A 25598-nucleotide genomic window follows, 5' to 3' on the forward strand; every position below is an offset into this window, starting at 1 on the left:
CTCAGTCGTCGTCGGTCTCGAGACTCGGCGAGGCGTACGCGTCGGGGGCACAGCCGAGCGAGCGGTGCGCACAGAACCGACAGTGTTCACCGGGGGCGGTCTCGTCGAACGACGGGTCGTCGACGGCCGCGAGCGTCTCGCGGACGCGCTCGAACGGGGGGAGGTCGGCGGCGTCGAAGCAGTCGACGCGCTCGCCGTCGTCGCCGGCGTCGCCGACGTAGACGTAGCCGACGCGATCGATCGGTTCCTCGAGCAGTCGCTCGCAGGCGCGCAGGTAGAGACGGAGTTGCGTCGCCGCCTCGGGGGCGATCCGCGTCGCGGTCGTCTTGTAATCGAGTAAGACGAGGTCGCCCGCCGGCGTCCGTCTGATGGTGTCGACCGAGCCGACGACGTGGCCGTCAACCCCCTCGACCGGGAGCGAGAACGGAACCTCGGCGGCGAGGGTCTCCCACGCGGCCAGTGGCGTGTCGATTCCCGGAGCGGTCGCCTCGAAGTAGCGGTCGATACAGGCGAGGACGGCCGGCCGGTGGGAGTCGAGGTCGCGAGCGAGGAGGTGTCTGCGCGCCAGCGCACGCCAGGCGTCGCGGGAGTGTTTCCCGCGGTAGAACGCCTCGGCGGCCACCGCGTGGAAGACGGAGCCGACGACGCGGGCGTCGGTCGTGGCCGCATCCGAGGCGTCGACGGCCGTCGGATCGGGCGGCGCCCGGACGACGTGGTCCAGGTAGTGCTTTCGCGGACACGACTCGTAGGTCCGCATCGACGTGTAGCTGTGGACCGTCGCGACCGGGAGCGCGCTCGCACTCGAGAGCGTCTCGACGGGAAAGCGGACCGTCTCGTCGGTGAGCGAGCGAAGCGAGCGCCCCGTCGGCGTCTCGACACCCTCGCCAGCGGCGTCCCCCCAGGAGACGGCGTCACCGACCGCTCGCAGGGCGTCCGTACGGAGCAGCCGTCCGAGTCGGTGGACGGTTTCGATCGCCTCGCGCGTCTCGAGCGGGTCGGTGCGCTCGCCGTCGCCGGCCCAGTAGGTGATCGTCCCCGGCGTCGCGTCGGGTTCGTCGAGCGCGGCGGTGTAGTCGGCGACCGTCTCGGGATAGCGCTCGCGAACCTGCGCGACGCTCGCAGACAGCGCCTCCCAGAGGTCCATCCGCTCGCCCGCGGTCGACCACTCGATGGCGTCGGGGAGGCAGGCGTCGGCGAGCGAGACCCCGAGTTCCCCTTCGGCGCGCTCGCCCTCGTAGTCGTAGTGCGAGCCGAACAGCACGAGGTGGTTCTGCGCGCGGGTGAGCGCGACGTGGAGGACGCGCCACTCCTCGGCGACGGTGTCGGCGGCGAGGTCGGCACACAGCGGCGAGTCGACCGCGTCGTCGAGCATCGCTGCGAGGAACCGGTACCGGGAGCGGCGGGCGTAGTCGCGTTCGACACACCACTGCTCGTCGCTGAGGTACGGGACGAGGACGGTGTCGAACTGGAGTCCCTTCGCTTGGTGGACCGTCATCACGTCGATGCGGTCCGGCGAGCGCGACCCCTGGCCGTAGGCGCTCGCACCCCCCTCGAGCGTGCGCCGGGCCGCCTCGACGAACGCGGGCGTGAGCGAGCCGAGGACGTCCTCGGCGTCGTAGGCGTCGACGAACCGCTCGAGGCGCTCGAGTTCGAGGCGTTCGTCGCTCGTGAGGTACCACTCGATGCGGGTGGTCTCGCGAAACCGCCTGAAGAAGTGGGCGAGCGGATAGGTCGCCCGGGCGGTCTCGAGCGTCTCGAGGTGGGCGCGGGCGCGCTCGAGACGCCCCCGGTCACGAATCCCGAGCGTCTCGAAGTCGCCGACGGTGACGGCGTCGAACAGCGAGCCGTCGCGGGCGTGGAGGCGGGCGAGGTCCCCCTCGGTGACGCGGTAGCGGTACGTGAGGACGCGCCGGAGGTGGACGTCCGCACCAGGGTCGACCAGGACGTGCAGGTACGAGAGGACCGTCCGCATCCCCGGCGAGCGGTCGCCCCTGGCGGAGCCGGAGACCTCGTGGGGTAGCTGGCGGTCGCGAAGCGCCGCCGAGACCGCTCGCGCCTGCTCGTTCGTCCGGACGATCACGGCGACGTCCTCGAGCGTGCGGGCGGGGATGCCCTCGAGGTGGCCGGTGAGCAGCCGTGAGACGGTACTCGCCACCTGGTCGGGCGTCGAGCGCTCGAGGGCTGCGCTCTCGACGGTCGCCACCCGGTGTGGCGGCTCGTCCTCGTCGTGGGTTCCGGGCTCGCGGTCGACCTCTCGCAGCGTCTTCGAGGACTGTGAGCCGTACGAACAGCAGTTGGTGACGTCGAGTATCTCCTGTTTCGAGCGGAAGTTCAACTCGAGGGCGATCCGTTCGTGATCGTCGAAGACCGTCGCGAGGCGGTCGAGACCGTCGCGGTCGGTGCCGCGCCAGCCGTAGATCGACTGGTCTTTGTCGCCGATAGCCAGCAGCGTCGGCCGATCCTCGCCCGCACAGAGGCGCGTGATGAGCGAGAACTGCGTCTCGTCTGTGTCCTGGAACTCGTCACAGTAGACCTGCCTCCACCGGCCCGTGATCTCGGGGGCGACGGGCGAGTCCGCCGCGAGCAGGCGCGTCGCCGTCCGGACGAGTTCGTCGAAGTCGAGCGCGCCCTCGCGCTCGAGCGTCGCGCGGTAGTCCGCGTAGACGTCGGCGTAGTGGCGAGCCGAGCGCAGGAACTCGACGTAGTGTGTGAGACGGCCGAACGGCGTCTGCTCGAGGCGGTTCGTCTTCGCTCCCCAGAGCTGGTTGGCGAAGAGCGCCCGCGGGAGCTGTTTCGTCGCCGGCTCCTCGAGCGAGAGCGTCTCGATGGTGGCGGTCACACAGTCCTGGAGCACACCGAAGTAGCGGTCGACGTCGGCGACGACGGGGTCCGCACGGAAGGCGTCGGGGTGGGCGGCGACCTGTTCGCGACAGTAGGTGAGGAGTTTGCCGTAGCCGACGAGCGCCTCGCGGGCGGCGTCGTCGTGTTCCTCGCGGTTGAAAAAGCGCAGCGCCTCGTTGTCGAACGTGAGGTTCTCGTCTGCGACCCGCTCGAGCCAGAGGACGAACTCGCCGAGTGACTCGAGCGTGGCGACGTCCGGGAGCCGTTCGTCGAGCGTCGCCGGGTCGACGTTCTCCCGGCTCACGTGGGCGACGAAGCGGTCGACCGAGCGGGCGAGGTCGTCGACGGTTTCGTGGCCGCGGGCGGCGTCGACGAAGCCGTAGTCGGTCTCGGCGAGCAGCCGCCGGACGAGGCGAGAGCGCCCGTGTTCGGTGAGGACGTCGAACTCGGGGGAGAGTCCCAGATAGTAGGCGTACTCGCGGACGAGGTGGTAACAGAACGAGTGGTAGGTGTAGACGTCGATGGCGGCCGCCGCCTCCGGGTCGAGCCGAGTCGAGACCGCCTCGCGGATGCTCGCGGCCGCCTCGTTCGCGAACGTGAGCACGAGGATGTCGTCGGGATCGACACCCCGGTGCTCGATGCAGTGTTCGATCCGCATGAGCATCGTCGTCGTCTTGCCCGTCCCCGCCCCGGCGTCGACGGAGATACACGCCGCGTCGCTCTCGATCACGGCTCGCTGAGAACGGTGCGGAGTGAGCGTCTCGGGGGCGTCGTCGTTCGAGCGCCCCCCAGCGCTCGCGTGCTGGTCACCCATCGAATCGCACCTCCTCGCCGAGATGGTCCCCACAGCAGACGGCGTACGGACAGGACGGACAGGAGTGACTCGAGATGGTCTCCCACTGCTCGTGCGGGTCGAACTGGCCGCTCGCGAGCGCGTCGGCGAGCGCCGCCAGCCGCGACTCGACCGCACGGTTTCGGTGCTCGAGGGTCATCCCGTAGGTGTGGTGGTCGAGGAAGACGTCGGTGAGGTCCGTCGACTCGAGCGTCACCTCGACGGCGTCTCTGACCCAGTTCACCCGGAGGCTGCCCGGAGCGGCGAGCGCGACGTGGCGGTACCGACACCGGTGGTCGCCGAGTTCGAGGCGGTCGCGAACGGCTCTGAGTCCGTCGAGAGTGGCCGCCGTCTCGTAGAGCGCGCCGACGGGACCGGGATCGAACGTCTCGTCTGCGGCGTCGACGTGCGCCTCGAACCGGTCGGCGACGTCGCCCTCCCAGCGGCCGCGGTAGCGGAGGAGACCGAGCGAGGAGAGCGTCGGGACGAAGCGGACACCCACGAGCGAGGACTCATCGAGGAAGACGAGGTCGACGCGCGACTCGAGCGTGATCGCCTCGTCGCTGCCGGGTGCGGTCACCGTCGAGGACAGCGGGAGGTCGGGTCCGACGAGTTCGCCGTCGGTTCGCTCGCGGAGGGTGGCGAGACCGCTCGCGTGTGCCTCGGCGAAGCGGTCGGCGTAGGCGCGAAGCGTCGCCTCGTGGACGCGACGCTCGTGGTCACGCTGGGCGTAGGAGTGGTAGTGGACGCCGTCCGTGCGGGCGTGCCAGTGGTCGGCCAGCCGCGTGCGCGCTCGCTCGAGGAGGGCGTCGGGGTCGGTCTCACCGGTTCGTAGCGCCGCACAGATGGCGCGCCGACAGTACTCGTGGCGTCGCGCTGCGGCCGCTTCGGCGCTCGAGCGCTCCTCGCCGTCGAGTCCGTAGACGGCGGCGTACTCGTAGCGGCGAGGGCAGTGGACGGCCGCGACGAGGTCGTCGACGGCGATCGACTCACTCACGGCGACTCACCTCGCCGGCGGCGAACTCGAACTGCGAGTGGACGGCCGCGACGAGGTCGTCGTCGACCGACTCGAGGGTGTGTTCGATCTCGGCGAACAGCGCCTCCGTCTCGGCGAGGTCGGTCTCGCCGCCGGTCGAAGCCTCACGGAGGATCCGCTCGAGTTCGCCCCACGGTTCGTCGAGCAGCGCCTCGAGCGCGTTCGTCCGTCCCGAGAGCGCTCCAGTCGTCGCTCGTGGAGTCACTGACTCGAGTGTCACCTCGGGGCGTGACTCGAGGGCGCTCAGGTAGCGCGAGCGCTCGCAGGTTCGGCGGAGTCCGCCGGTCTCGCGCTCGTAGGTACAGAAGTAGAGGTGGCTGCGGGCGGCGCGGGTGGCGAGCGCGAGCGCGCGCCGGGAGCGCTGGGCGTGGTAGGCGTCGAACGGGTCGCCGGTGGCGTCGGCGGGGTCGGGTGCCGGAGCGAACGTTCGCGAGACCGTCTCCCAGGAGGGGTCGGTGACGGCGGGGAAGGCGGGCATCCCGGTGAGCCAGGCCCGTGGAAACAGCGGCGTGAGGTGGTGTTCTCCGGGGTAGTTCCCGTCGGTGAGGTCGAGGACGAAGACGACCTCCCGGGAGTCGAACTTGAGGGCATCGACCCCACAGACGGTGACGCCGCCGGTCGGCGAGCGCGTCTCGACGTCGTGGACGTAGGGCGCGTCGTACTTGATCGTCCGTCTGAGCATCCGCGCCAGTCCCTCCCAGTCGGGCGCGACGAGGTCGGTCTCCTCGACGAAGCGGGCGATCTCGAGGACGCGGCGGACGCTCTCGTACTGTTCGGCGGCGTCGATCCAGGACTCCTCGGTGGCGATCCGTCCCTTCAGATCGGTCTCGACGATCCAGCGCTCGAGCGATCGGGTGATGCTCCGGTCGGCTGTCGCCTCGAGCAGGGCTGGCGAGAAGTCGGGAACCCGGGCAGCGAGGCGCTCGGTGACGAGGTCGTGTTCGCGCCCGCAGTGAGCGGAGACGACCGCGTACAGTTCGTTGACCGCGGGATCCTCGGCGAGCGTGTTCGTGCCGACCGTCGCCGTGGGCACCCCGGCGTTTCTGAGTCCCTTCCGGGTCTCGGGGACGCGTTCGACGCTCGGCACCGCGACGGCGATGTCGTCGTGGGTCCAGTCGGAGCGCTCGAGCACCGTCTCGATCTCGGCGGCGACCGCCCGGACCCCGTCGCGGGCGGTCTGCGTGTGGATACAACGCGCAGTGCCGGCTGTGTCCGGGGCGGTCCCCGTCGCGAGGAACTGCGTGATCGAGGCGTGGGGCGGCCGGTGCTCGGCGTCGGCGCCCGTCTCCAGGTGGTCGATCTCGAGTCCGTCGGCGACGTCCTCGAGTCGGCCGGGTTCGACGCGGGTCCGCTCGACGCTGGCGTGGCGCTCGCCGAGGCAGACGAGTGCGGTCTCGGGGTCGGCGGTGAGCGCCGCGAGGTAGCGCCGGTCGAGAGCGCGAAACTCCTCGAACTCGAGCGCGAGGACGGCGTCGAACGAGTCGCTCACACGCGTCCGGAGTCCGTCGGCGTCGGACTCGAGCAGCGAGACGACCCGCGGGATCACGTCCGCGCGTTCGACGAAACCGCGCTCTGTGAGCACCTCGTGGAAGCGGTCGTTCATCGCGTAGAGGAAGGCGAGACACTCGTGGGCGTCGGCAGCGTCCTCGTGGCGGATCCGCTGGCGGGTCGCCTCGAGTAGCACCTGTCCCACGTCGCGAGCGAACGTGTCGTGATCGCGTGCGCGCTCGAGGTACGGGGGTATCTCGCGTTTCGCCCCGGCGATCACGAGCGAGATGAGTTCGATCCGCTCCTCGTACTCGAGGCGCTCGAGCGTCGGGTCGTACTCCTCGAGTACCTTCGAGGCGTGTTCGGGGAGCGACTCGACGCGCGGGGCGAGTGGCGTGCCGTCGACGGGGTCGGTGTCGGCGATGGTGCGCCGGACGCACTCGACTCCGGCAGGATGGCGCTTACAGACGAGGACGTTCTCCGGGCCGTACTCGCCCGCGAGCGCCGCGTACTCGTCGGCGACGACGGTGAGGAGGTCCGCTCGAGGTGTCGGCAACACCGTGAGAACGCCCTCGAGTGCGGGGGATGACATCGGGTATAGACGCCCTATGTGGCGGTCTGATACTTAAGGGTGTGGAGCGACGCGGGAGTGGAGGGAGACATCCACGAGGCGTGCTCCCCAGATGCACACCTAAACAGTTTGGACGTACGCTTAGGCAGGAGGGAATCTAGGGGTAATACAACCAATGACTAGTGAGGAGACGCGAAAGGGGTTCGCGATCTGCGAGGAGTGTGGGTCACCGTACGTCGCACAGATCGGAGCGGACGGTTCGGTACGGCTGATCGGACTGGGAACGACCTGTTCGTGTGGCTGTGAGCGGTTCCGACCGGTAGAGCGCTCTGGCCCGTCGTCATCGTCGAGCGGGCGAGTCCTCAGCAGCGTGGCGACCGAGTGAACTACCCCGTGCTCGGCCTGGCGGTCTCGCTGAGGACGGGGCTTCCTGTTTCTTCGACGTTGTCAGACTGCGTCTGACACCTGGGATTCCTTCGACAAACGCGCTTGGCAGGAACCGAATCGGTTCCCACAGAGAGCGCAGTCTCCGCAGGCCGTTCGAACGGCTTCGCCTTTCGTGGTGACGAAAACCTTCGATTTTTGCACCACATCGAATCGGAGTGAACCACTCCTACGTAATCGAGTCCGCGTGAAAGAAGGTTGTACGCCGTCACAAAATCGCTCGCGATGTTGCTGCCCTGTCAGACGCAGTCTGACGACCGCGTCGAGGTCGCGCTCCGCCTCGAATCCGCACGAGGGACACGCGTGTTCGCGGACCCACTGCGGCTTGTCGGTCGAAACGCCACAGTTGGAACACTCCTTCGTCGTCACCGGCGAACGGCCGCCGTGGCCGGTCTCGAGCGGTTAGACGTGCTCCCAGGGACCCCACTGGCTGCCGCCGGGTTCCTGGTTCTGTGTCCACCACTGGGCCTCCCAGGTCGCGCCGTTCCAGGTGACGGTGTCGCCTGCGGTGTAGATTGCAGACGCGTCCCACTCCTCACCAGCGCCGTCGTCGTGGCCGTCGTCTCCATCGTCAGCGCCGTCGTCGTGGTCGCCGTCGTCGTGGTCGTCGCTCGAGTCGTCCGTCTCGTCGTGGCCGTCGTCACCGCCACCGGACTCCTCGTCGGCGTCACCGAGTTCCTCCCAGGGACCCCACAGTTCGGTGCCCGGTTCCTGGTTCTGCGTCCACCACTGGGCCTCCCAGACGGAGCCGTTCCAGCTAACCCGGTCGCCGTCGTCGTAGATTTCGCCCGCGTCCCAGGTAGGGTAGTCGCCGCCGTGATCCGGTTCGTCGGCGTCGTCCGAATCGTCGTCGCCGTGGTCCGGTTCGTCGGCGTCGTCCGAGTCGTCGCCGTCGTCCGGGTCGTCGGGCACTCCAGGGTCGGGAGCGCCGCTCGAGTCGCTCGAGCCACTCGAGGCGGTCTGGCCGTTGACGGTGGCGGTGAACTCGTGGATTCGCGTCTCGCCTGCGGTGTTCGGCCAGTACTCGTTGCCGATTTCGATGCCGCTGATCCACAGGTCAGAGGTCAGCGGTTCGTGTGAGTCGGTGACGTGCGTATCGAGGTAGTCGACGATCGCCGTCAGGTCGACCGCGTCGGGGACGGCGTTGGCCGCGACGCGGAAGATGTGGAAACTCCACGCCTCGTTACCGTGTGGGGCGTAGTTCGCCCAGTAGTCGACCGTGTTGCCGTAGGCGTCGGTGAACGCGTTCGAGTCGATCGGTGCGCCGTGGTTGTGGTCGTCGCTCCACTCGAGGACCAGCATGATCTCGTGGGTGATCGAGCTACTGACGTCCGCTCCGGGACGGTCACCGGTGAGCCACCACTCGAGCGCGAGGTTCCACTCGCCACCGCTCGGGTTGTTGTCGACGTCGAACGTGACGGTCATCTCGTCGACGTCGCCGCGCTGGATGGGAAACAGCGACGTCGACGTGGTGTCGCCCCAGGGTTTGGTCCCGAGTAACACCTGCGGGTAGTTCGGGTAGGCCGAGTCGTTCGCGACGTTTCTGCGATCCCACTCCCAGCCGTAGCTGCCGTCGTCGTAGACGTACGAGCACATCTCGACGCCCTCGTCGACGCCCGCGCTCCAGTCGTTGTTGATGACGACGAACTCGCCGCCCTCGAGGGAGAGTTCGCCGAAGGACTCGCAGGTCTCGTCGATGGCGGCCGCGCTGGCCGCACTCGTCCCCGCGCCGATGGCGAGTGCGCTCGCCCCCGCGACGGCAGTCGTCCGGAGGAACGAGCGGCGTGATAGTGGTCCTACACTCTCGCCGTCGTACTCGGTTTCTGATGTCGGTTCTCCCCGCCCCCTGGAATCACGTGTGTATTCAGTCATGCGTAAATCGGTATCTTCCGTCGTCCGGCTACATTCACCATTACTAATCGTGGTATAAATAAGTTACTTCAGCGATATACAATTATTTCTGACGGTCGTGTACACAGGCCGGACGGCGAGCCGGTGCCGAGGTCGCACACACGGGTGGAGATCAGCTCGAACACCCCCGAGCGAAGCGGGGTGAACTCGAGCGGCTTACAGACGCTCGAAGAGGGCGACCACGTCGTTGAAGCCCACGCTGGCGCTGCCGGAGAAGTCGAAGTGCTCGACGTTGCTCTGGACGACGTCGCCGTTGTGCTCTTCGAAGAACGTCACGACGTCGTTGAACCCGAGGTTCCCGTCACCCGTCACGTCCTCGTAGAGACCGTCACCGGTGAGGTCCTGGGCCGCGTTGCCGTCGCCGGTGACGTCGATCTCGCTCGGGTCCGGGTCTGGGTCTGGGTCTGGGTCGGGATCCGGATCAGTACCTCCCTCGCCGCTCCCGCTCGTGTAGGTCCGTCCGTTGATCGTCACGTCGAACTGGTGGAAGGTGGTCTCACCGTAGCTGTTGACCCAGTTCTCGTTGCCGAGTTCGACGCCGGTCAGCCAGAGGTCGTCGGAGATCGGGCTGTTCGGGTCGTGGACCGTATTCAGGTAGTCGATCATCGCCGTCAGGTCGAGCCGTTCGGGCACCTCGTTGTCCGCGGTCCCGAAGATGTGGAAACTCCAGCTCTCGTCGCCCCAGTTGGGGTTGTACTGCCAGTAGTCGATGGTGTTGCCGAAGGCGTCGGTGAACGCCCCCTCCTCGACCATGCCACCGTCTGCGATGTCGCGCCAGTAGTCGTGCTGGTCGCCCCACTCGAGTACCAGCATCATCTCGTGGGTGATCGTCTCTGCGACGTCCGGGCCTTCCTCCTCGGTGAGCCACCACTCGAGGGCGAAGTTCCACTCGCCGCCGCCAGCCATCGTATCGACGTCGATGTCGACGGTGAGTTCGTCGACGTCACCGCGCTGGACCGGAAACGAGTCGACGCCGGTGTCGTCGTCCCAGGGTTTCGTGCCGAGTAAGAGCTGTGGATAGTTGATCTCGCCAGCACCGCCGCGTTCCCACTCCCAGCCGAAACTGCCGTCGTCGTTGACGAAGACGCACTGGCTGACGTCGTTGTAGTCCGCCGTCGGCGCACCCCAGTCGTTGTTGATGACCCAGAAGTCGTCGTCGTGGCCCGCCGTGACCGTCCCGAAGTCACCGTCGCAGTCCTCGTCGACGACGGCCGCGGCGGCGGTCGCCGTACTCCCACCGAGTGCGAGCGCGCTCGCCCCGGCGATCGCACTGGTGCGAAGGAAGTTGCGACGCGACAGTGCAGGCAGTGCGGTACGTTCGTGATCGTGCCCCTCGTTCGACCCCGTGTTCCGTGTGGAACGCTGGTTAGATTCGTCCATGGTTGGATGGCCACCGTTTCGTTCGGACCGTGACCCGTGTTACTATTCGGCATCCTCGGGGTAAAAATCACACGGTGTACAGATTGTATTTTATCCGCAGGCGGCAGTCGGAGAGCGCGTGGATACGGCTGTCGAACGAGAAACGCGATTCGTCGGCACACGAACAGCGGAGTCGGTGACTCGAGCGGCCTACAGGCGCTCGAAGAGGGCGACCACGTCGTTGAACCCGACGCGGCCGTCACCGCTGAAGTCGAACGCCTGGGCGTTGTTCTGTATCTCCGGGCGCGAGTGTTCTTCGAAGAACGTCACGACGTCGTTGAAGCCGAGGCTGCCGCTGCCGGTGACGTCGGTGTGGAGTCCGTCCCCATCCAGGTCGCAGGCATCGTACTCGCCGATGTCGATCGAACTCACACAGTCTCCCGGCGTGTCACCGTCGTCGGTCCGCGCAGAGACCGACGAGGACGGTGCGGACTCGAGTCCCGCGTCGGTGACGGCCACGACGGCGAACTCGTAGGCGGTGTCAGAAGTGAGTCCCGTCACCGTCGCCTCCGTCGAGGTGACGGTCGTCGCCTCGTCACCGTCGACGGTGACGACGTAGTGGTCGAGCGCGCCGTCACCGGTGTCGGTGGGGCCGACCCACGAGAGCGTCACGCTCGAGTCGTCGCTACCTACGACGGTCAGGTCGGTCGGCGACGCCGGTGGCGCCGGTGGCTCCGAGAACTCGCCGCTGACGCCTGCGGTCGCCGTCTCCCCGTTGAGGCGGACGTTGAACTCGTTGACGCGGGTGTCGCCGTCGGTCTCGTCCCAGATCTCGTTGCCGATCTCGACGCCGGAGATCCACCGGTTGCCGTCCGAGACGCCCGGGTCGTTCAGCGCGTCGTGTGGATCTTCGACCAGGTAGTCGAGGATCGCCGTCAGGTCGATGTGGCTCGGAATCTCGTTGTCCGCCGTCCGGAAGATGTGAAAGCCCCAACTACTGTCGTGGCTCGGTCCCTCCGGGAGGCTCTCCCAGTAGTGGAAGGTGTTGCCGTATTTGTCGGTGACCGCGTCGTCGACGACGTTGCCGTCTTTCGTGTGCATCTCGCTGCGCTCGAGCACGAGCATGATCTCGTGGGTGATGGTGTCGCCGGCACCCGGTGGCTGGGCGTCGGTGAACCACCACTCGAGCGCGAAGTTCCACTCGTTCGGCGAGCGCTCCTGTTCGACGTCGAGTTCGACGTCCCAGTCGGTGACCTCGTTGCGCTGGATCGGGAACATCGGGACGCCGCTGTCGTCCGCCCAGGGTTTGGTGCCGATCAGCGCCTGGGGATAGTTCGGCAGGTCCTCGCCGTGGATCTCGGTCTCTCCCCGGTACCACTCCCAGCCGAAACTCCCATCGCCGTAGTGGGAGATGCACATGTCGGCGCTCGAGGTCGCCCAGTCGTTGTTGATGACGAGTGCGTCGTCGACCCACAGCTGGTCGTTCGACCCGCATCGGTCACCCGAAACGTGTCGGCCGTCGACCGACTCGGTGTGGTGGGCGCTCGCCACGCCGCTCGTGAGTGCGAGCGCGCTCGCACCAGCAGCGACGCTCGCACTCAGTAGTGACCGTCTCGACAGCGGTCGGTCTCGGACGTGTCCGCCTTCGATACCCGACGGCTCGTGACCTTCGCCGGGTTCGGAATCTCCGTTCATTATCGTACCCGTCAGAAATTAATCCGCCTCGTATTTAGTAATTATTGGATATGAATTTACAAATATTATCACAGGTTCGGAGACCACAGATACTCCATCGACGGCGTACCGGCGACCCACGACAGAAGCCCCCGAGATTCCACCTCGCGCGTCTATGATCGGACGACGGCGGCATATTGGTCTCGCACCGTTCGAAAAATTTATAACTAGCTCCTCTAATAATTACCTGCGGAAAAGGCCAGAGGCACCACACCAACTGTCACACGCAATCCACCAACTCTGGTACTTTGCTGCGGAAACTACGAGGAGCGAAGCGACGAGGTGACGCCCCACCAGACGCCCGTCAGCGCTCGAGTGAGCGCCCCGTCTCACCGTCTCCGAGGGCCACTCCCCCCGCTTCGGCCGCCGCGTCGGTCGGTGTCGTTCCATCGGGGGCGGCGAGGAGGTGTCCCCGACAGTCACAGTCGGAGGCGCCGAAGCCCGTGACGGCGCTGCCGGGAAGTGTCCGCGCCAGGGCACACTCCCGGTCCTCACCGGGGAACGTGACGACGCCGGTCAGCGTCGCCGACGCGTGACCGAGGAGGTAGTCGACGTGCCAGTGGCGGACGTCGCGCTCGCCGCGGGCGAGTTCGCGGTGTCGGTCGACGCGGGCGAACCCGCCAGGACCGAAGGCGCTGCCTACGTAGGCGTACCGGCCGGCGTCGAACGCGTGCGACCCGAGCGCACCGACCACGAGCGTGACCGGGCGTGCGAGCGCGATGTCGAGTACGTACGTACCACCCATACACGAAGCCGACGAGCCGTCGGTACAACAGTCGACGGGTTTCGACTCGAGCCGCCCGAGGGAACAACACGTATGTCGGCGCGCCGAGAGAGTCACGGTATGTTCGAAAAGTCGACGTGGATTCGACTGCCCCGAAACGTCGTCGTCGGTCACGGCGTCCTCGAACAGGTCACAGACGTCGTCGCCGACCTCCACCTGCAGGGACGCCCGCTGTTCGTGACGAGTCCGACCCCCCGTCGCCTCGCTGGCGAGCCGATCGCCGCGGCGTTCGAAGCCGAGGGCATCGACCCCGCCGTCGTCACCGTCGAGACGGCGAGTTTCGACGCGGTCGAGACGGTCATCGAGACGGCCGACGCCGAGGAGTGTTCGTACCTGATCGCCATCGGTGGCGGGAAAGCCATCGACATCGCGAAGATGGCGAGCGACCACCTCGAGATGGGCTTTCTCTCGGTGCCGACGGCGGCGAGTCACGACGGCATCGTCTCGAACCGTGGCTCGGTCCCCGAGGGCGACACCCGCCACAGCGTCGCCGCCGAACCGCCGCTGGCGGTCGTCGCCGACACCGAAATCCTCGCGAACGCGCCGTGGGAACTCACCACCGCAGGCTGTGCCGACATCATCTCGAACTACACGGCCGTCCTCGACTGGCGACTCGCTCACCGTCTGAAGAACGTCGAGTACTCCGAGTACGCCGCGGCGCTCGCGGAGATGACCGCCGAGATCCTCGTTGGCAACGCCGACCTGGTCAGACCCGGACTCGAGGAGTCCGCCTGGATCGTCACCAAAGCGCTCGTCTCCTCGGGGGTCGCCATGTCGATCGCCGGCTCCTCGAGACCCGCCAGCGGCGCAGAGCACCTCTTCTCCCACCAGTTGGACCGGCTCGCACCGGGGGCTGCCCTCCACGGCCACCAGGTCGGCGTCGGCGCGATCATGACCGCCTACCTCCACGGCGGTTCGGTGAGCGCGACCGGCCGCGTCAACGGCTCGTTCGGCGGTACTGGCGACCGCGGCATCTGGACGGACATCCGTGACGCCCTCGCCAGCATCGACGCGCCGACGACCGCCGCGGAACTCGGCGTCGACGACGAGGTCGTGATCGAAGCCCTCACCACCTGTCACGGGATCCGCGACCGCTACACCATCCTCGGCGACGGCATGGACGAACGCGCCGCCCGCGAGGTCGCACGCCGGACCGGCGTCATCTGACCGCAACCCCGCTGCAGCGAGAATATATCTCTACCACACATATGAACGTCAAATATCAATTAGGGCATGTAGGTTTGTAGTGACAGAATAAGCATTTCGAATGTACACCACATTCCGTCAAAGTGTGTGTAGTGTATACCACAGGCGGCCCGATGTTGCCGTTGTAGAATATTTTCGACTGGACAGAGCAGTCGGCGACTGTGTCTTCAAGTCACTAATGGCACCACCTGACGGAATGGGTACGTGTAAGATTAGCGTCGGTGAACGACAGGGACGGTCGCCCACTCGAGAACGAAGCCGACTCACCGGATCGGTTCCTCGAGTGTCGTGAGGAAGTGTTCAGACGCCGTGTGGGTGGATCGACGCGCGCAACGCACCGCCTGCGGCCTGCGTCTCGTAGGCGTCCTCGACCTCGTCGATCGAGACCCGGTGGTTGAACAGGTCCTCGAGCGGCAGTTCGTCGGCCAGTCGCGGGAGCAGTTCGACGGCGGTGCGAAACTGCGCCGGTGGGGCGGCCTTGCTCCCGAGGATGGTGAGTTCCTTCTGGACGATCCGGGTCGGGTTGATCTCGACCTCGCCGTTGTAGGCGTAGTGGCCAGCCTCGACGAAGACGCCGCCGTCGTGTGGAATCTCGATCGCCTGGGGCACCGAGGCGGGAACGCCCGTCGCCTCGATGACGGCGGTCGGCCCGTAGCCGTGGTCGGTCTGCTCCTTGACGGCCCGGACGATCTCCTCGTCGCCGTCGTAGTCGGTGATGTTGACGGTATCGGTCGCGCCGAACTTCCGGGCGAACTCGAGGCGTTCGTCGAGGGCGTCGATGGCGATGATCTGGCCGGAGCCAGCGGCGTGGGCGGCGGCGATGGTGAGCAAACCGATGGGTCCGACGCCCTGGACGGCGAGGCTACTACCGAGACCGACGCCCTCGTTGACGTCGGGTAAGCCGGGCATCGCGGCGCGTTCGTAGGCTCTGACGCCGATCGAGAGCGGTTCGGCGAGCGCGCCGAGTTCGGGGTTCATCCCGTCGGGAAGCCGGTAGACGTCGGCTTCTTCGGGCAGGACGATGTACTCGCTCATCCCGCCGACGTTGCCGGTCGACGCCGGGGCGAGACCGAGACCGGTGATCCCCTCGAACAGCACCGGCCGGGTCGGGACGTTCTTCGAGTACCAGTCTTCTTCGACCTGCCAGAAGGGGATCGCCGTGATCGGATCGCCCTCCTCGAGTGGCTGGCCGCGGGCGTCGGTCTCGACTTCCTCGCCGAGGCGTTCGACGCGTCCGGCGAACTCGTGGCCGGGGAGGATGGGGAACTCGAGGTGGTTCATCCCGCCTTCGTTGATGTGGACGTCGGTGCCACAGACGCCGTTCAGTTCGACGCGCATGAGGACGTCGTTCGCTCCGAGGTCCGGGAGGTCGAACTCGCGGACGCTGAACTCGCCGGGTTCGTCTAGGACGACTGCTCTGGTTTTCATGGATGGTGTGTGGGGTGTCGTAGCGTGTTCGCGTGTGGTTCTGTGTTCGTTCGCACGGGGGTAAGTCGTATCGGTCGGCCGTCGCCCACGCTCATCGCACCATGTAGCCGCCGTCGATGGCGACCGACGCGCCGGTGACGTACGAGGAGGCGTCGCTCGCGAGGTAGACCGCGAGCGGGGCGATGTCCTCGGGCGAGGCCAACTCGTCTAAGAGCATCTCGGACTTCCAGGTGTCGATCATCTCCTGGTCGTCGACGAGGATTTCGGTCGCGACGTAGCCCGGCGCGATGTTGTTGACGCGGATGCCGTGTTCGGCCCACTCGGAGGCGAGCTGGCGCGAGAACGCCTCCAGGCCCCCCTTCGAGGCCTGGTAGTCGACGTGTTTCTGCGGGTAGTTCGCGATGAACGCCGACATCGAGGTGACGTTGACGATCGAGCCACCGCCGTCGTCGATCATCACCCGTCCGGCGTGTTTCGAACAGAGGAACGCCCCCGTCAGGTTGATCTCGAGCGTCTGGTCCCACTCCTCGAGTGACTTCTCCTCTGCGTCGCCGTGGATCGCGATGCCCGCGTTGTTGACGAGTACGTCGACGGAACCGAACGCCTCGACGGTCCGTTCGACGAGCGCCTCGACGGCCGCTTCGTCCGAGACGTCCGTCTCGACGGCGATGGCGTTCGCGCCCGTCTCGGCTTCGATTTCCGCGGCGGCTTCCTCACCTGACTCGAGCGTCCGGTTGGCGATGACGACGTCCGCGCCCGCTTCGGCGAGCCCCGTCGCGATTGCCTTGCCAATTCCCCGGTTGCCGCCGGTGACGATCGCTGCCTGTCCGTCGAGTCGAAATCTCTCTAGTACCGACATAGTACCGGCTTCTCGTGACTGGGGAATAAAGATTATGTAACACGGTGGGGAGTTCAGCGGCGGAGACCGATGCTCACCGGTTCACCGGTTCACAGCTCTCGCCACGTCCGCGCTGGCTCCCACCCCAGCAGCTCCCTCGCCTTCTCGATGGAGATGAGCGACTCCGTCCCCGGAATCTCACGCCGGTGTTCGGTCTCGGGATAGTACTCCTCGAGCAGCGTCTGGCTGTCGACCTCGGCGGTCGTGTCCGCCGCGACCGCCCAGAAGCACTCGTGGCCGTCGAGGTCGGCTTCCAGCGCGAGGCGAGCGATTTCCGCGCCGTCGTCGACGTGGAGGTACGAGAACATGACGTCGCGCGTCGTGTGGTGCCAGGCCTCGCGCAGTCCCTCGAGGTCGCGCGGTTTCTCGACGAAGTACTCGCGGAGTTCGTCCTCCGTGGCGACCCACGGATACCGGAGCGAGGCGATCGACGGCGCGTCTTCGAGGCGGCCGAAGCCGTCGGCGGTCACCTCGATGGCGTGTTTGCTGATCGCGTAGGGGTCTCGTGGAGTCACCGGGTGGGCTTCGTCCATCGGCAGATACTCGACCTCGACCGGTTCGTCCTGGTAGGCACAGCCGAGGGCGTTGATGCTCGAGGCGAGCACGACCGACTCGAGACCGAGTTCGGTGGCCGCCTCGAGCACGTGATAGGAGGACACGACGTTGCTCTCGTAGGTGACGAAGCCGGGGTGGTTCGTCGGGCCGGGAATCGTCCCCATGTGGACGATCGCGTCGGCGTCGCTGCGTGCGAGCGACCCGTAGACCTCGCCAGCGTCGAGGAGATCCGTCGTCAGATACTCGTCAGAGACCTCCTCGCGGCGCTTCCCACGGGCGACGTTGACCGTGTCGTAGCCGTGGCCGTTGAGGTGGTCGATGATCGCTTCGCCGATCTTGCCGTTCCCGCCGGTCACGGCAACCTTCTCGATACCCATGTGTGGTACACGAACACATCGGTAGGTATAGCTATCGGTCCCGGACCACCGCCCAATATTTCCGACCGATGCTCGCGGAAACTGTCACAAAGAGTTTACTTTCCTCGGGCGATAGCTACGACCAATGCTTTCTCACCGGCGATCGGACGTGACGACCGTTCTCTACGTGGACGACGACCCGGTCGTCGGCGCTCGCCGTGGTCGGGCGTTAGAGCGCGAACGCGCTCGCTTCGACGTACAGGTCGTCCGCGACCGGAACGACGCACTCGAGCAGGTCGACGAACGGCCTGTCGACTGCCTCGTCGGCCCGCTCGAGGACCGAGCGCTGCTCGAGTCGGTCCGGGCGACCGACCCGGCGCTACCCGTCGTCCTCGTCGGCGAACCCGACACCGCGGTGGCGCTCAACCGCGCGCTCGAAGGCGGCGCGACGGACGTCGTCTACCGAACCGACGACACCTGGCTCGACCTGCTCACGGTCCGCATCGAGCGCGCCGCCGAAGAGTATCACCGACGCCTCGAATTCGAGCGCTATCAGCTCATGCTCGACAGCGTGCCCGACGGGGTCTACGCCCTCGACCGTGACTTACACTATCAGTACGTCAATCAGGCGATGACCGACCTCCTCGGCTATCCGGCCGAGAAACTCGAGGGGAGCGATATCTCGCTGGTCAACGACGACAGCGGCATCGAACGCGCGAACGAAGCACGCCTCCGCGCGCTCGAGCGTGACGATCGCCGTGGTGTCGCCTACAACGACCACATCACCGCCGACGGCGAACGCATCCCCTGTGAGGTGCTCTTCCGGGCCATCGTCGACGACGACGAGTTTCAGGGCACCGTCGGCGTCCTCCGCGACATCAGCGACCGACTCGAGCGCGAGCGCGAACTCAAACGCCAGAACGACCGACTGAACGAGTTCACGAGCATCGTCTCACACGACCTCAGAAACCCGCTGTTGATCGCCCTCGGTAACCTCGAACTCGCCGAAGAGACCGGCGACGAGGCGGCCATCGAAGAGGCGACGCTCGCACTCGAGCGCATGTACGACCTCATCGAGGACCTCCTCACGCTCGCCCGTCAGGGGCGGGTCATCGACGACCGCGAGCGCCTCGACCTCGCCTCGCTCGTCGACACCGCCCTGCTGACCGTCGGCACCGACGACGTCACCGTCGACGTCGACGGTCTCGAGTCGGTGACGGTCTCCGGCGACGAAACCCGCCTCGGCGAGTTACTCGAGAACCTGTTTCGGAACACCGTTGAGCATAGCTCAACGAGCCACGCGCTCGACGACGAGGGGGACGGTGACACAGTCACCATCTGGGTCGGTCCACTCGAGGACGAACCCGGCTTCTACGTCGAAGACGACGGGCCAGGAATCCCCGAATCGGAGCGCGACCGGGTCTTCGACCCCGGGTACACCACTCGAGAGGGCGGTACCGGCTTCGGGTTACGCATCGTCGAGGAGATCGTCGACGCCCACGGCTGGTCGATCGAACTACGCGAGGGGCGTACCGGCGGGGCGCGCTTCGAGATCACGTACGACTAGCTTTTTGTGAGCCGCTCGTGTACCGGACGGGCATGACACTGCGAGTCAGCGACGAGTACACCCGCCGCGGCATCGACACCGTGTTCCTCGAGAACGACCACCTCCGCGTCGAGGTCCTCGCCGGAAAGGGCGGCGACGTCACCGAGATCCGCGACAAACGGACCGACGTCAACGTCCTCCTCGAGTGCCCCCACGAGTGGCGTGCACCCGCCGACGGCATCGTCGGCGCACCCGACCCCGCCTTCGCGTTCATGGACCACTATCCCGGCGGCTGGAACGGCGTCCTCCCCGCCGCAGGCGCACCGACCGAACACCACGGGGCGACCCTCGCCCTCCACGGCGAGTCCTCGCTGGTCCCCTTCGACGCCCAGCCGTTCGACGACGCCGGCCGCGTCGGCGTCAGACTCACCGCGGACCTGACGCGCTATCCCCTCCACCTCGAGCGCGAACTCTCGCTGTCGGCCGACGAGTCCGCTCTCCGCTGGGCGGAGACCGTGACGAACACCGGCGCCGTCGGCGTCGACTACTCCTGGCTCCAGCACGTCGCACTCGGCGAGCCGCTCGTCTCCCCGGGCGCGACCCTCGAGATCGACTGCGAGCGCGTCCTGACGGACCCCGACCACGACCCCGACACGCGCAGACTCCCCCGCGGCGAGGCGTTCGACTACCCCATCTGTGAGACCGACGACGGTCCCATCGACCTCCGCGAGTTCCCCCCGCGCGAGGAGCGCGTCCACGACCTCGCCGCCTTCGCCGACCTCGCCGAGGGGCGCTACACCGTCACCAACCCCGACCTCGACCTCGGCGCGACCCTCGAGTTCGACGCCGACCTCTACGAGTACGTCTGGTACTGGGGCGCGTTCGGCGGCTTCGAGACCGCCCCCTACTTCGGGCGCAACTACAACGTCGGTCTCGAGCCCTGCACCTCGATTCCGACCCAGGCGGGTCTCGACGGCCAACTCGAGAACGAGACCGCGAACCACCTCGAAGCGGGCGAGACGGTGTCGACGACGCTCACGCTCGAGACGCACGCGGCAGAGTGAAAACGAGAGTCGAGGTCGGCTCAGACGTCGATCGTCCAGATCGACCCGCCGTCGACGCGCCAGTTCGCGCCGTGGACGAACGCGGCGCGCTCTGAGGCGAGGAAGGCGACGACGTTGCCGATGTCCTGTGGGTCGCCGAGGCGGCCGGTGACGATACCCGGCTTCTCCTCGGCGATGAACTCCGCTTCGACCTGTTCGAGGCTCTTGCCGGTCTCCTCGGCGCGCTCTTCGAAGATCTCCTCGACCAGCGGCGTCTTCGTCGTCGCCGGGGAGACGGCGTTGACGCGGATGCCCTCGGGACCGTAGGTCTTCGAGAGGTTCTTCGTGATGTTGATCATCGCCGCCTTGGTCGCATCGTAGTGGGTCTTGAACGGGTCGGGCTGTGCACCGGCCTCGGAGGCGGTGTTGACGATCACGCCCGACTCCTGCTCGCGCATGTAGGGCAACACCTCGCGGGTGACGCGCACGGCGGCCATGATGTTGACGTCGATGACCGCCTCCCACTCGGCGTCTGGAATCTCGTGGAACGGCTTCTCGCTGCCGAGGATCCCCACGTTGTTGACGAGTACGTCGACGCCGCCGAAGGTGTCGACCGTCTCCTCGACGAGTCGCTCGACGTCCTCGGGGTTCGTCACGTCACCGGCGACGCCGAGCACCTGGCCCTCTTCGGGGGCGATTTCGGCCGCGACGCCCGCCGGGTCGTCCTGCTCGAGCGCGGCGATGGTGACGTAACAGCCCTCCGCTGCGAGCGTCTCGGCGATCGCTCGCCCGATACCCTGGCTGCCGCCCGTTACGATCGCTACCTGCTCCGTGATACCGAACTCCATACGGGAGTATCTCTGTCGATCGATTACATAAACGCTTGGGTTCGACCGCTCACAACTGGAAGAAGACGAGGAAGAAGACGACCAGGACGGCCAGGACTACCAGCGCCCGCACCGCGACGAACAGGCGGTGGTGACGCCGACAGACGTAGTGTTTCGCGATCGGGTCCCCGCCCTCGGTGGCGCGCATCTTCCGCGGGACCGCCCCCGGGCGCTCACAGCCAGCGACCTGGCAGGTCGGCGCTGGCTCCTCGTCGGTCCCGGCGGCCGTCTCGGGGGCGAACGGGTGTTCGGACTGGCTCATACGCCGAGGTGCGCCCTCGAGTTACTTAGCGATTTATCGTAACAACTGCAACGATTTACACACTGATCGCCGACCCGTCTGGCGATCAGGTGTGCACTGACTTGCAGTGGCTACTATAGCTCGAGTGTGAGCGCGGTGGCGGGCGTGGCTGCGTGAGTGGGGTGAGACGCCGGATCACTCGAGCGGTGACGAAAAAACCGAGGCTCCGAGGTGCTGGACCGTCAGTCGGCCCGGTTGCCCGGCGTCTTCATCCCGTCCGAGACCATCTCGGGTGGGACCTCCGGCGAGGCGTCGGCCATGAGTTCCTCGTCGTAGAGGATACAGCGCGCGCGCTGCTCGCCGACGTCGTACAGCCGTGGCTCACCCTCGCGACACTCGGGCATGGCGGCCGGACAGCGCGGGGCGAACCGACAGCCGGGATCGAGGTTGACCGGGTCGGGGACCTCGCCTTCGATCTCGATTGGCGTGCGTGACTCGTCGGGGTCGACGATCGGCGTCGAGGAGACGAGCGCCTGCGTGTAGGGGTGTTTGGGGTCGTTGATGACCTCCGTGGCCGGACCCTGCTCGACGACCTTCCCGAGGTACATGATGGCGATCCGGTCACAGGTGTGTTTGAGCAGCGAGATGTCGTGGCTGATGTACATCACCGCGAGTCCCATCTCTCGTTGCAGTCGGTTGAGTAAGTCGAGCACGCCCGCGCGCACGCTCACGTCGAGCATGCTCGTCGGCTCGTCGGCGACGACGAACGACGGGTTGAGGACGATGGCTCGAGCGATACCCACGCGCTGGCGCTCGCCGCCGCTGAGTTCGGAGGGATACTCCGAGGCGAACGCTTCGGCCGGGCGCAGGCCCGCGAGTTCGAGCGTCTCGAGGACGCGTTCTTCCCGCTCCGCTTCGGTCCCGATGTTGTGGACGTCGAGTGGCTCTTTGATCCAGTTGAACACCGTAAAGCGTGGATTGATCGACTGGTACGGGTCTTGCTGGATGATCTGGAGCTTGGTCCGTAGCTCCGGGTCCGTCCGCAGCCTGTCGGTGACGTCCTCACCCTCGAACCGGACCGTCCCTGCAGTCGGTTCGGTCAGTCCGAGTAGGGTCTCACCGAGAGTGGTCTTCCCACAGCCACTCTCGCCGGCGATGCCGAGCGCCTCGCCCTCGCGGATGTCGAGTGAGACGCCGTCGACGGCCTTGACCGTCTTCGGTTCGCCCCAGCCGAACAGCCGGTTGAACAGGTCGTCGTCCGCGCTGAACTGCTTTTTCAGGTCCGCTACCTCGACGACGGATTCGGGGTCAGTCATCGTTCACCTCGAGTTCCTCGAGTCGCTGTTCGCGGCTCCCCTCTTGGACCGAGAGCCACGTCTCTTTCTTCTCTGCCTCTGCTCGCAGGTACTCCGCTTCGTCCGCGCGGTGACACTCGACGACGTGCTGGTCGCCGTCGGGGAACTGCTCGGGTTCGGGCGTCACCTCCCAGCACTCCTCCTCGGCGAACGGACAGCGCGGGGCGAAGCGACAGCCCTCCTCAGGATCGATCACCTCCGGCGGACTGCCGGGAATCGAGACGAGGTCCTGGTCGTCCTCGGAGATGTCGGGGAAGGCGTTTCGCATCCCCAGCGTGTAGGGGTGGCGTGGGTTCTTGATGACGGTCTCTGCGTCGGCGAACTCGACGACGCGGCCGCCGTACATCACGGCGATGTAGTCGCAGTTCTCGGAGACGACCGACATGTCGTGGGTGATCATGATCATCGCCGTGTCGAACTCCCGCTGGAGATCCTTGATCTGGCGGAGGATGCGGTCCTGGATCATCACGTCGAGGGCGGTCGTCGGCTCGTCGGCGAGGATGATCGAGGGGCTGAGCGCCAGCGCCATCGCGATCATCGCCCGCTGGGCCATCCCGCCGGAGAACTGGTGGGGATAGTCGTGGACGCGACTCCCCTCGAGTCCGAGGTTCTCGAACAGTTCCTTCGCGCGTTCCCAGGCCTCGGCTTTCGGCGTCTCGGTCTCGTGGCGACGGATCACGTCGACGATCTGTCTGCCGACGGTCTTGACCGGGTCGAAGCCGTTCATCGCCGTCTGCGGGATCATCGAGATCTCGGTCCAGCGGATCTCCTCGCGGAGCTGTTTCTCGCTCAACTCGGTGACCTCGACGCCGTTGAGACGGATGCTGCCGGAGACGACCTCGCCGTTTCGCGGCAGCAGGCGCATGATCGACTTCGCCATCGTCGTCTTCCCACAGCCGGACTCGCCGACGAGTCCGAGCGTCTCCTGGCGGTCGAGCGTGAGGCTCACGCCGTCGACGGCGTGGAGGTCGCCCGCCTCCGTGTGGTAGAACGTCCGGAGGTCGTCGACCTCGAGCATGTGGTCGTCGCGCTCGGTGGGCGGTGCGTCGGTCTCGGTGGTGTGTTCTGTCGTCATCAGTGTCTCAGCTCCGGATTGGTGATCTCCTCGAGTGATCGGCCGATGAAGAAGACGGCCATCACGAGCAACATCAGGCAGATGCCCGGGGGTAAGACCCACCACCAGGCGAAGCGGATCGCCCCGGAGTGGTAGGCCTGAAAGAGCATCTGTCCCCACGAGTAGAGTTCGGGGTCGCCGAAGCCGAGGAACGCCAGGCTGGCCTCGTAGATGATGGCGTAGGCGACGGCGAACGCCGCGTAGAGGCCGACGAGCGGGAGGACGTTGGGGAAGATGTGTTTGTACATGATCCTGAGGTCGCTCGCGCCGATGGCGCGGGCGGACTTGACGTACGGCCGTTGTTTCTGTGTCAGTACCTCGGAGCGGACGACCCTGGCTGAATCACGCCAGAGGACGGCGGCGATGACGAAGACGATGTTCCAGATGTTCGAGCCGAAGATGAACACCAGGACGATCACGAACGGGAGGAACGGCAACCCGTAGGCGATGTCGACGATGCGCATCAGGACGTCGTCGACCCTGCCGCCGTAGTAGGCGCTGATCAGGGCGACGTTCGCGCCGATGAACACCGCGATCAGTGCGGCCAGGAGACCGACGAAGACGGAGACGCGCACGGAGACGATCACCTGCGAGAGGACGTCCTCGCCGTAGTTCGTGGTTCCGAGGTAGGCACCCTCGGAGAAGGTCTCGGTCGGCGAGTCGGTCCGGAGGAGCTGGCCGTCCTCGCCGCGGAGGTTGTCGCCCGGGTCGTGAGGGGCGAGCATCGGCCCGAACAGCGCCAGAAAGAGGAAGCCGAGGATGATCACGACGCCGATGGTGGCGAGCGTGTCACCGCGGATGATCCCCCAGACGTAGCCGGCGTCTTTCGAGAGTTTGGCCAGCCTGCGGTTCCCCTCGACGGTCGCGTCGAGTCGGTCTCTGATATCTGTGCTCATTCGTATCTCACCCTCGGGTCGAGGAAGACGTAGACGATGTCTGCGACGAAGTTCATGAAGATCACGACGCTCCCCATCAGGAAGAAGACGGACTGGGCCATCGCGTAGTCGTTGTGCATGACCGAGTCGACCATCTCACGGCCCATGCCGGGCCAGCTGAACACCGTCTCGATCACGAGCGAGCCACCGAGGGCGACGCCGACGACGATGGCGACCACCGTCGTGATCGGCAGGATCGAGTTCCGCGCGGCGTACTTGTAGAGGATGATGTACTCGGGGTGGCCCTCCGCCTTCTTGATCTCGATGAAGTCGGAGTTCAACACCTGGATCATGCTACTGCGCATGAGCAGCGCCGGTGTCGCCATGTAGAAGATGACGCCGGTGAGCAGCGGCAGGAACATGTGGTGGAGGAAGTTCAGCGACAGGTACCGGTCCCAGAACGTCGCGGCCTCGTAACCCGTCTCTCGCATCCCGCCGGATGGGAACCAGCCGAGGTAAAACGAGAACGTCATCAACAGGAGCAGGCCGATCCAGAACTCCGGCGAGGAGCGGGCGACGAGCGTCATGATGACGCCGAAGCGCTCTTTGGCGCTCCCGCGGACCCATCCCATGAACGCGCCGATCCCGATCCCGAGGACGTAAGCGATGAGAAAGGCCGGCCCCATCAGGAGGACCGTATTCCAGAAGCGGACCCAGATCACGTTCTCGACGGCCGTCCCGTAGCGGAACGACTCACCGAGATCGAGCGACAACAACTGCAGCAGGTAGTTCACGTACTGTTCGTGCAACGGCCGATCGACACCCAGTCGCTCGAGCGTCGCCTGACGCTGTTCCGGTCCCATTCCCTCGAGGAGGTACATCGAGGTCGGATCACCCGGAGCGATCCGGAAGACGACGAACAGGAGCGTCAGGAACGCGAAGTACGTAACTAGCAGCTGTAAGATCCGCCGCGTGACGTACTTCTTCATCGATCGATCACCGACTGTGTGTCAGTCTCTCGCACCGTGTGCTCGTGCCGACTGATACGGCTCTGCCAGGGCATGAAATCTATCAGGGTTGTTGGAGACAGTCAT

At 66.4% G+C, this 25598-nt stretch carries 19 protein-coding genes and 1 pseudogene; 3 read left to right on the forward strand and 17 right to left on the reverse strand.

Annotation, left to right across the window (positions count from 1 at the left end; genetic code table 11):
* Position 1: 1 nt before the first annotated feature.
* The 8 genes and pseudogenes from N0B15_RS01915 to N0B15_RS01960 form a co-directional block, all read right to left on the reverse strand.
* A complete protein-coding gene (locus N0B15_RS01915; protein ID WP_263017651.1) occupies positions 2-3655 on the reverse strand; it encodes an ATP-dependent helicase in 3654 nt (1217 codons plus the stop codon).
* Positions 3648-4670, reverse strand: coding sequence for a hypothetical protein (locus tag N0B15_RS01920; protein WP_263017652.1), 1023 nt, complete (start codon positions 4668-4670; stop codon positions 3648-3650). Before N0B15_RS01920 ends, N0B15_RS01915 begins: the two co-directional genes overlap by 8 nt.
* Positions 4663-6789, reverse strand: coding sequence for a PD-(D/E)XK nuclease family protein (locus N0B15_RS01925; RefSeq protein WP_263017653.1), 2127 nt, complete (start codon positions 6787-6789; stop codon positions 4663-4665). The genes N0B15_RS01920 and N0B15_RS01925 overlap by 8 nt, the downstream gene beginning before the upstream one ends.
* A gap of 365 nt (positions 6790-7154) precedes the next feature.
* Positions 7155-7578 (reverse strand): annotated as a pseudogene (locus N0B15_RS01930) (zinc ribbon domain-containing protein); the annotation flags it as partial.
* A 36-nt stretch (positions 7579-7614) separates the two neighbouring features.
* Positions 7615-9084, reverse strand: a complete 1470-nt coding sequence (locus N0B15_RS18230) for a carbohydrate-binding protein (RefSeq protein ID WP_317618581.1) — start codon at positions 9082-9084, stop codon at positions 7615-7617.
* 195 nt (positions 9085-9279) lie between these two features.
* Positions 9280-10503 (reverse strand): twin-arginine translocation signal domain-containing protein, encoded by a 1224-nt coding sequence (locus N0B15_RS01950; RefSeq protein WP_263017654.1) that lies wholly within the window; start codon positions 10501-10503, stop codon positions 9280-9282.
* A 189-nt stretch (positions 10504-10692) separates the two neighbouring features.
* A complete protein-coding gene (locus N0B15_RS01955) occupies positions 10693-12177 on the reverse strand; it encodes a fibronectin type III domain-containing protein (protein WP_263017655.1) in 1485 nt (494 codons plus the stop codon).
* A 343-nt stretch (positions 12178-12520) separates the two neighbouring features.
* Positions 12521-12961 carry a GIY-YIG nuclease family protein gene (locus N0B15_RS01960; RefSeq protein ID WP_263017656.1) on the reverse strand — a complete coding sequence of 147 codons (441 nt, stop codon included), beginning with the start codon at positions 12959-12961 and terminating at the stop codon, positions 12521-12523.
* 99 nt (positions 12962-13060) lie between these two features.
* On the opposite strand from N0B15_RS01960, the gene N0B15_RS01965 reads away from it, so the two are divergent.
* The gene (locus tag N0B15_RS01965) at positions 13061-14167 is read left to right on the forward strand and encodes an NAD(P)-dependent glycerol-1-phosphate dehydrogenase (RefSeq protein WP_263017657.1); all 1107 of its coding nucleotides are present in this window, start codon (positions 13061-13063) and stop codon (positions 14165-14167) included.
* 339 nt (positions 14168-14506) lie between these two features.
* On the opposite strand, the gene N0B15_RS01970 is transcribed toward N0B15_RS01965, so the two are convergent.
* The 3 genes from N0B15_RS01970 to N0B15_RS01980 form a co-directional block, all read right to left on the reverse strand.
* Positions 14507-15634 carry a zinc-dependent alcohol dehydrogenase gene (locus N0B15_RS01970; protein WP_263017658.1) on the reverse strand — a complete coding sequence of 376 codons (1128 nt, stop codon included), beginning with the start codon at positions 15632-15634 and terminating at the stop codon, positions 14507-14509.
* 91 nt (positions 15635-15725) lie between these two features.
* Entirely contained in the window at positions 15726-16493 is a 768-nt protein-coding gene (locus N0B15_RS01975) for an SDR family NAD(P)-dependent oxidoreductase (protein ID WP_263017659.1), read from the reverse strand.
* An 89-nt stretch (positions 16494-16582) separates the two neighbouring features.
* The gene (locus tag N0B15_RS01980; RefSeq protein WP_263017660.1) at positions 16583-17464 is read right to left on the reverse strand and encodes an NAD-dependent epimerase/dehydratase family protein; all 882 of its coding nucleotides are present in this window, start codon (positions 17462-17464) and stop codon (positions 16583-16585) included.
* A gap of 124 nt (positions 17465-17588) precedes the next feature.
* Here N0B15_RS01980 and N0B15_RS01985 point away from each other — a divergent pair, with 124 nt between their 5' ends.
* Positions 17589-19010: a hybrid sensor histidine kinase/response regulator gene (locus N0B15_RS01985; protein WP_263017661.1), complete on the forward strand. Its 1422-nt coding sequence runs from the start codon at positions 17589-17591 to the stop codon at positions 19008-19010.
* A 32-nt stretch (positions 19011-19042) separates the two neighbouring features.
* A complete protein-coding gene (locus N0B15_RS01990) occupies positions 19043-20053 on the forward strand; it encodes a DUF4432 family protein (protein WP_263017662.1) in 1011 nt (336 codons plus the stop codon).
* Positions 20054-20073: 20 nt separating this feature from the next.
* On the opposite strand, the gene N0B15_RS01995 is transcribed toward N0B15_RS01990, so the two are convergent.
* The 6 genes from N0B15_RS01995 to N0B15_RS02020 all read right to left on the reverse strand — a co-directional run bounded on the left by N0B15_RS01995 (position 20074) and on the right by N0B15_RS02020 (position 25493).
* The gene (locus N0B15_RS01995) at positions 20074-20880 is read right to left on the reverse strand and encodes an SDR family NAD(P)-dependent oxidoreductase (protein ID WP_263017663.1); all 807 of its coding nucleotides are present in this window, start codon (positions 20878-20880) and stop codon (positions 20074-20076) included.
* Positions 20881-20929: 49 nt separating this feature from the next.
* A complete protein-coding gene (locus tag N0B15_RS02000) occupies positions 20930-21181 on the reverse strand; it encodes a hypothetical protein (protein WP_263017664.1) in 252 nt (83 codons plus the stop codon).
* Between the two features lie 221 nt (positions 21182-21402).
* A complete protein-coding gene (locus N0B15_RS02005) occupies positions 21403-22476 on the reverse strand; it encodes an ABC transporter ATP-binding protein (protein ID WP_263017665.1) in 1074 nt (357 codons plus the stop codon).
* Positions 22469-23590, reverse strand: a complete 1122-nt coding sequence (locus N0B15_RS02010) for an ABC transporter ATP-binding protein (protein WP_263017666.1) — start codon at positions 23588-23590, stop codon at positions 22469-22471. Before N0B15_RS02010 ends, N0B15_RS02005 begins: the two co-directional genes overlap by 8 nt.
* Entirely contained in the window at positions 23590-24525 is a 936-nt protein-coding gene (locus tag N0B15_RS02015) for an ABC transporter permease (RefSeq protein ID WP_263017667.1), read from the reverse strand. The genes N0B15_RS02010 and N0B15_RS02015 overlap by 1 nt, the downstream gene beginning before the upstream one ends.
* A complete protein-coding gene (locus N0B15_RS02020; protein WP_263017668.1) occupies positions 24522-25493 on the reverse strand; it encodes an ABC transporter permease in 972 nt (323 codons plus the stop codon). Before N0B15_RS02020 ends, N0B15_RS02015 begins: the two co-directional genes overlap by 4 nt.
* Between the last annotated feature and the right edge of the window lie 105 nt (positions 25494-25598).

The sequence above is a fragment of the Natronobiforma cellulositropha genome (assembly GCF_025629245.1).
GTDB classification, from domain to species: domain Archaea; phylum Halobacteriota; class Halobacteria; order Halobacteriales; family Natrialbaceae; genus Natronobiforma; species Natronobiforma cellulositropha.

Coding starts and splice junctions, on each gene's coding strand:
- N0B15_RS01970 (WP_263017658.1), bottom strand. CDS start 15,634: ATGAAAACCAGAGCAGTCGTCCTAGACGAACCCGGCGAGTTCAGCGTC.
- N0B15_RS01995 (WP_263017663.1), bottom strand. CDS start 20,880: ATGGAGTTCGGTATCACGGAGCAGGTAGCGATCGTAACGGGCGGCAGC.
- N0B15_RS02000 (WP_263017664.1), bottom strand. CDS start 21,181: ATGAGCCAGTCCGAACACCCGTTCGCCCCCGAGACGGCCGCCGGGACC.
- N0B15_RS01985 (WP_263017661.1), top strand. CDS start 17,589: ATGCTTTCTCACCGGCGATCGGACGTGACGACCGTTCTCTACGTGGAC.
- N0B15_RS02005 (WP_263017665.1), bottom strand. CDS start 22,476: ATGACTGACCCCGAATCCGTCGTCGAGGTAGCGGACCTGAAAAAGCAG.
- N0B15_RS02015 (WP_263017667.1), bottom strand. CDS start 24,525: ATGAGCACAGATATCAGAGACCGACTCGACGCGACCGTCGAGGGGAAC.
- N0B15_RS18230 (WP_317618581.1), bottom strand. CDS start 9,084: ATGACTGAATACACACGTGATTCCAGGGGGCGGGGAGAACCGACATCA.
- N0B15_RS01980 (WP_263017660.1), bottom strand. CDS start 17,464: ATGGGTATCGAGAAGGTTGCCGTGACCGGCGGGAACGGCAAGATCGGC.
- N0B15_RS01955 (WP_263017655.1), bottom strand. CDS start 12,177: ATGAACGGAGATTCCGAACCCGGCGAAGGTCACGAGCCGTCGGGTATC.
- N0B15_RS01925 (WP_263017653.1), bottom strand. CDS start 6,789: ATGTCATCCCCCGCACTCGAGGGCGTTCTCACGGTGTTGCCGACACCT.
- N0B15_RS02010 (WP_263017666.1), bottom strand. CDS start 23,590: ATGACGACAGAACACACCACCGAGACCGACGCACCGCCCACCGAGCGC.
- N0B15_RS01990 (WP_263017662.1), top strand. CDS start 19,043: ATGACACTGCGAGTCAGCGACGAGTACACCCGCCGCGGCATCGACACC.
- N0B15_RS01960 (WP_263017656.1), bottom strand. CDS start 12,961: ATGGGTGGTACGTACGTACTCGACATCGCGCTCGCACGCCCGGTCACG.
- N0B15_RS01950 (WP_263017654.1), bottom strand. CDS start 10,503: ATGGACGAATCTAACCAGCGTTCCACACGGAACACGGGGTCGAACGAG.
- N0B15_RS01975 (WP_263017659.1), bottom strand. CDS start 16,493: ATGTCGGTACTAGAGAGATTTCGACTCGACGGACAGGCAGCGATCGTC.
- N0B15_RS01965 (WP_263017657.1), top strand. CDS start 13,061: ATGTTCGAAAAGTCGACGTGGATTCGACTGCCCCGAAACGTCGTCGTC.
- N0B15_RS02020 (WP_263017668.1), bottom strand. CDS start 25,493: ATGAAGAAGTACGTCACGCGGCGGATCTTACAGCTGCTAGTTACGTAC.
- N0B15_RS01915 (WP_263017651.1), bottom strand. CDS start 3,655: ATGGGTGACCAGCACGCGAGCGCTGGGGGGCGCTCGAACGACGACGCC.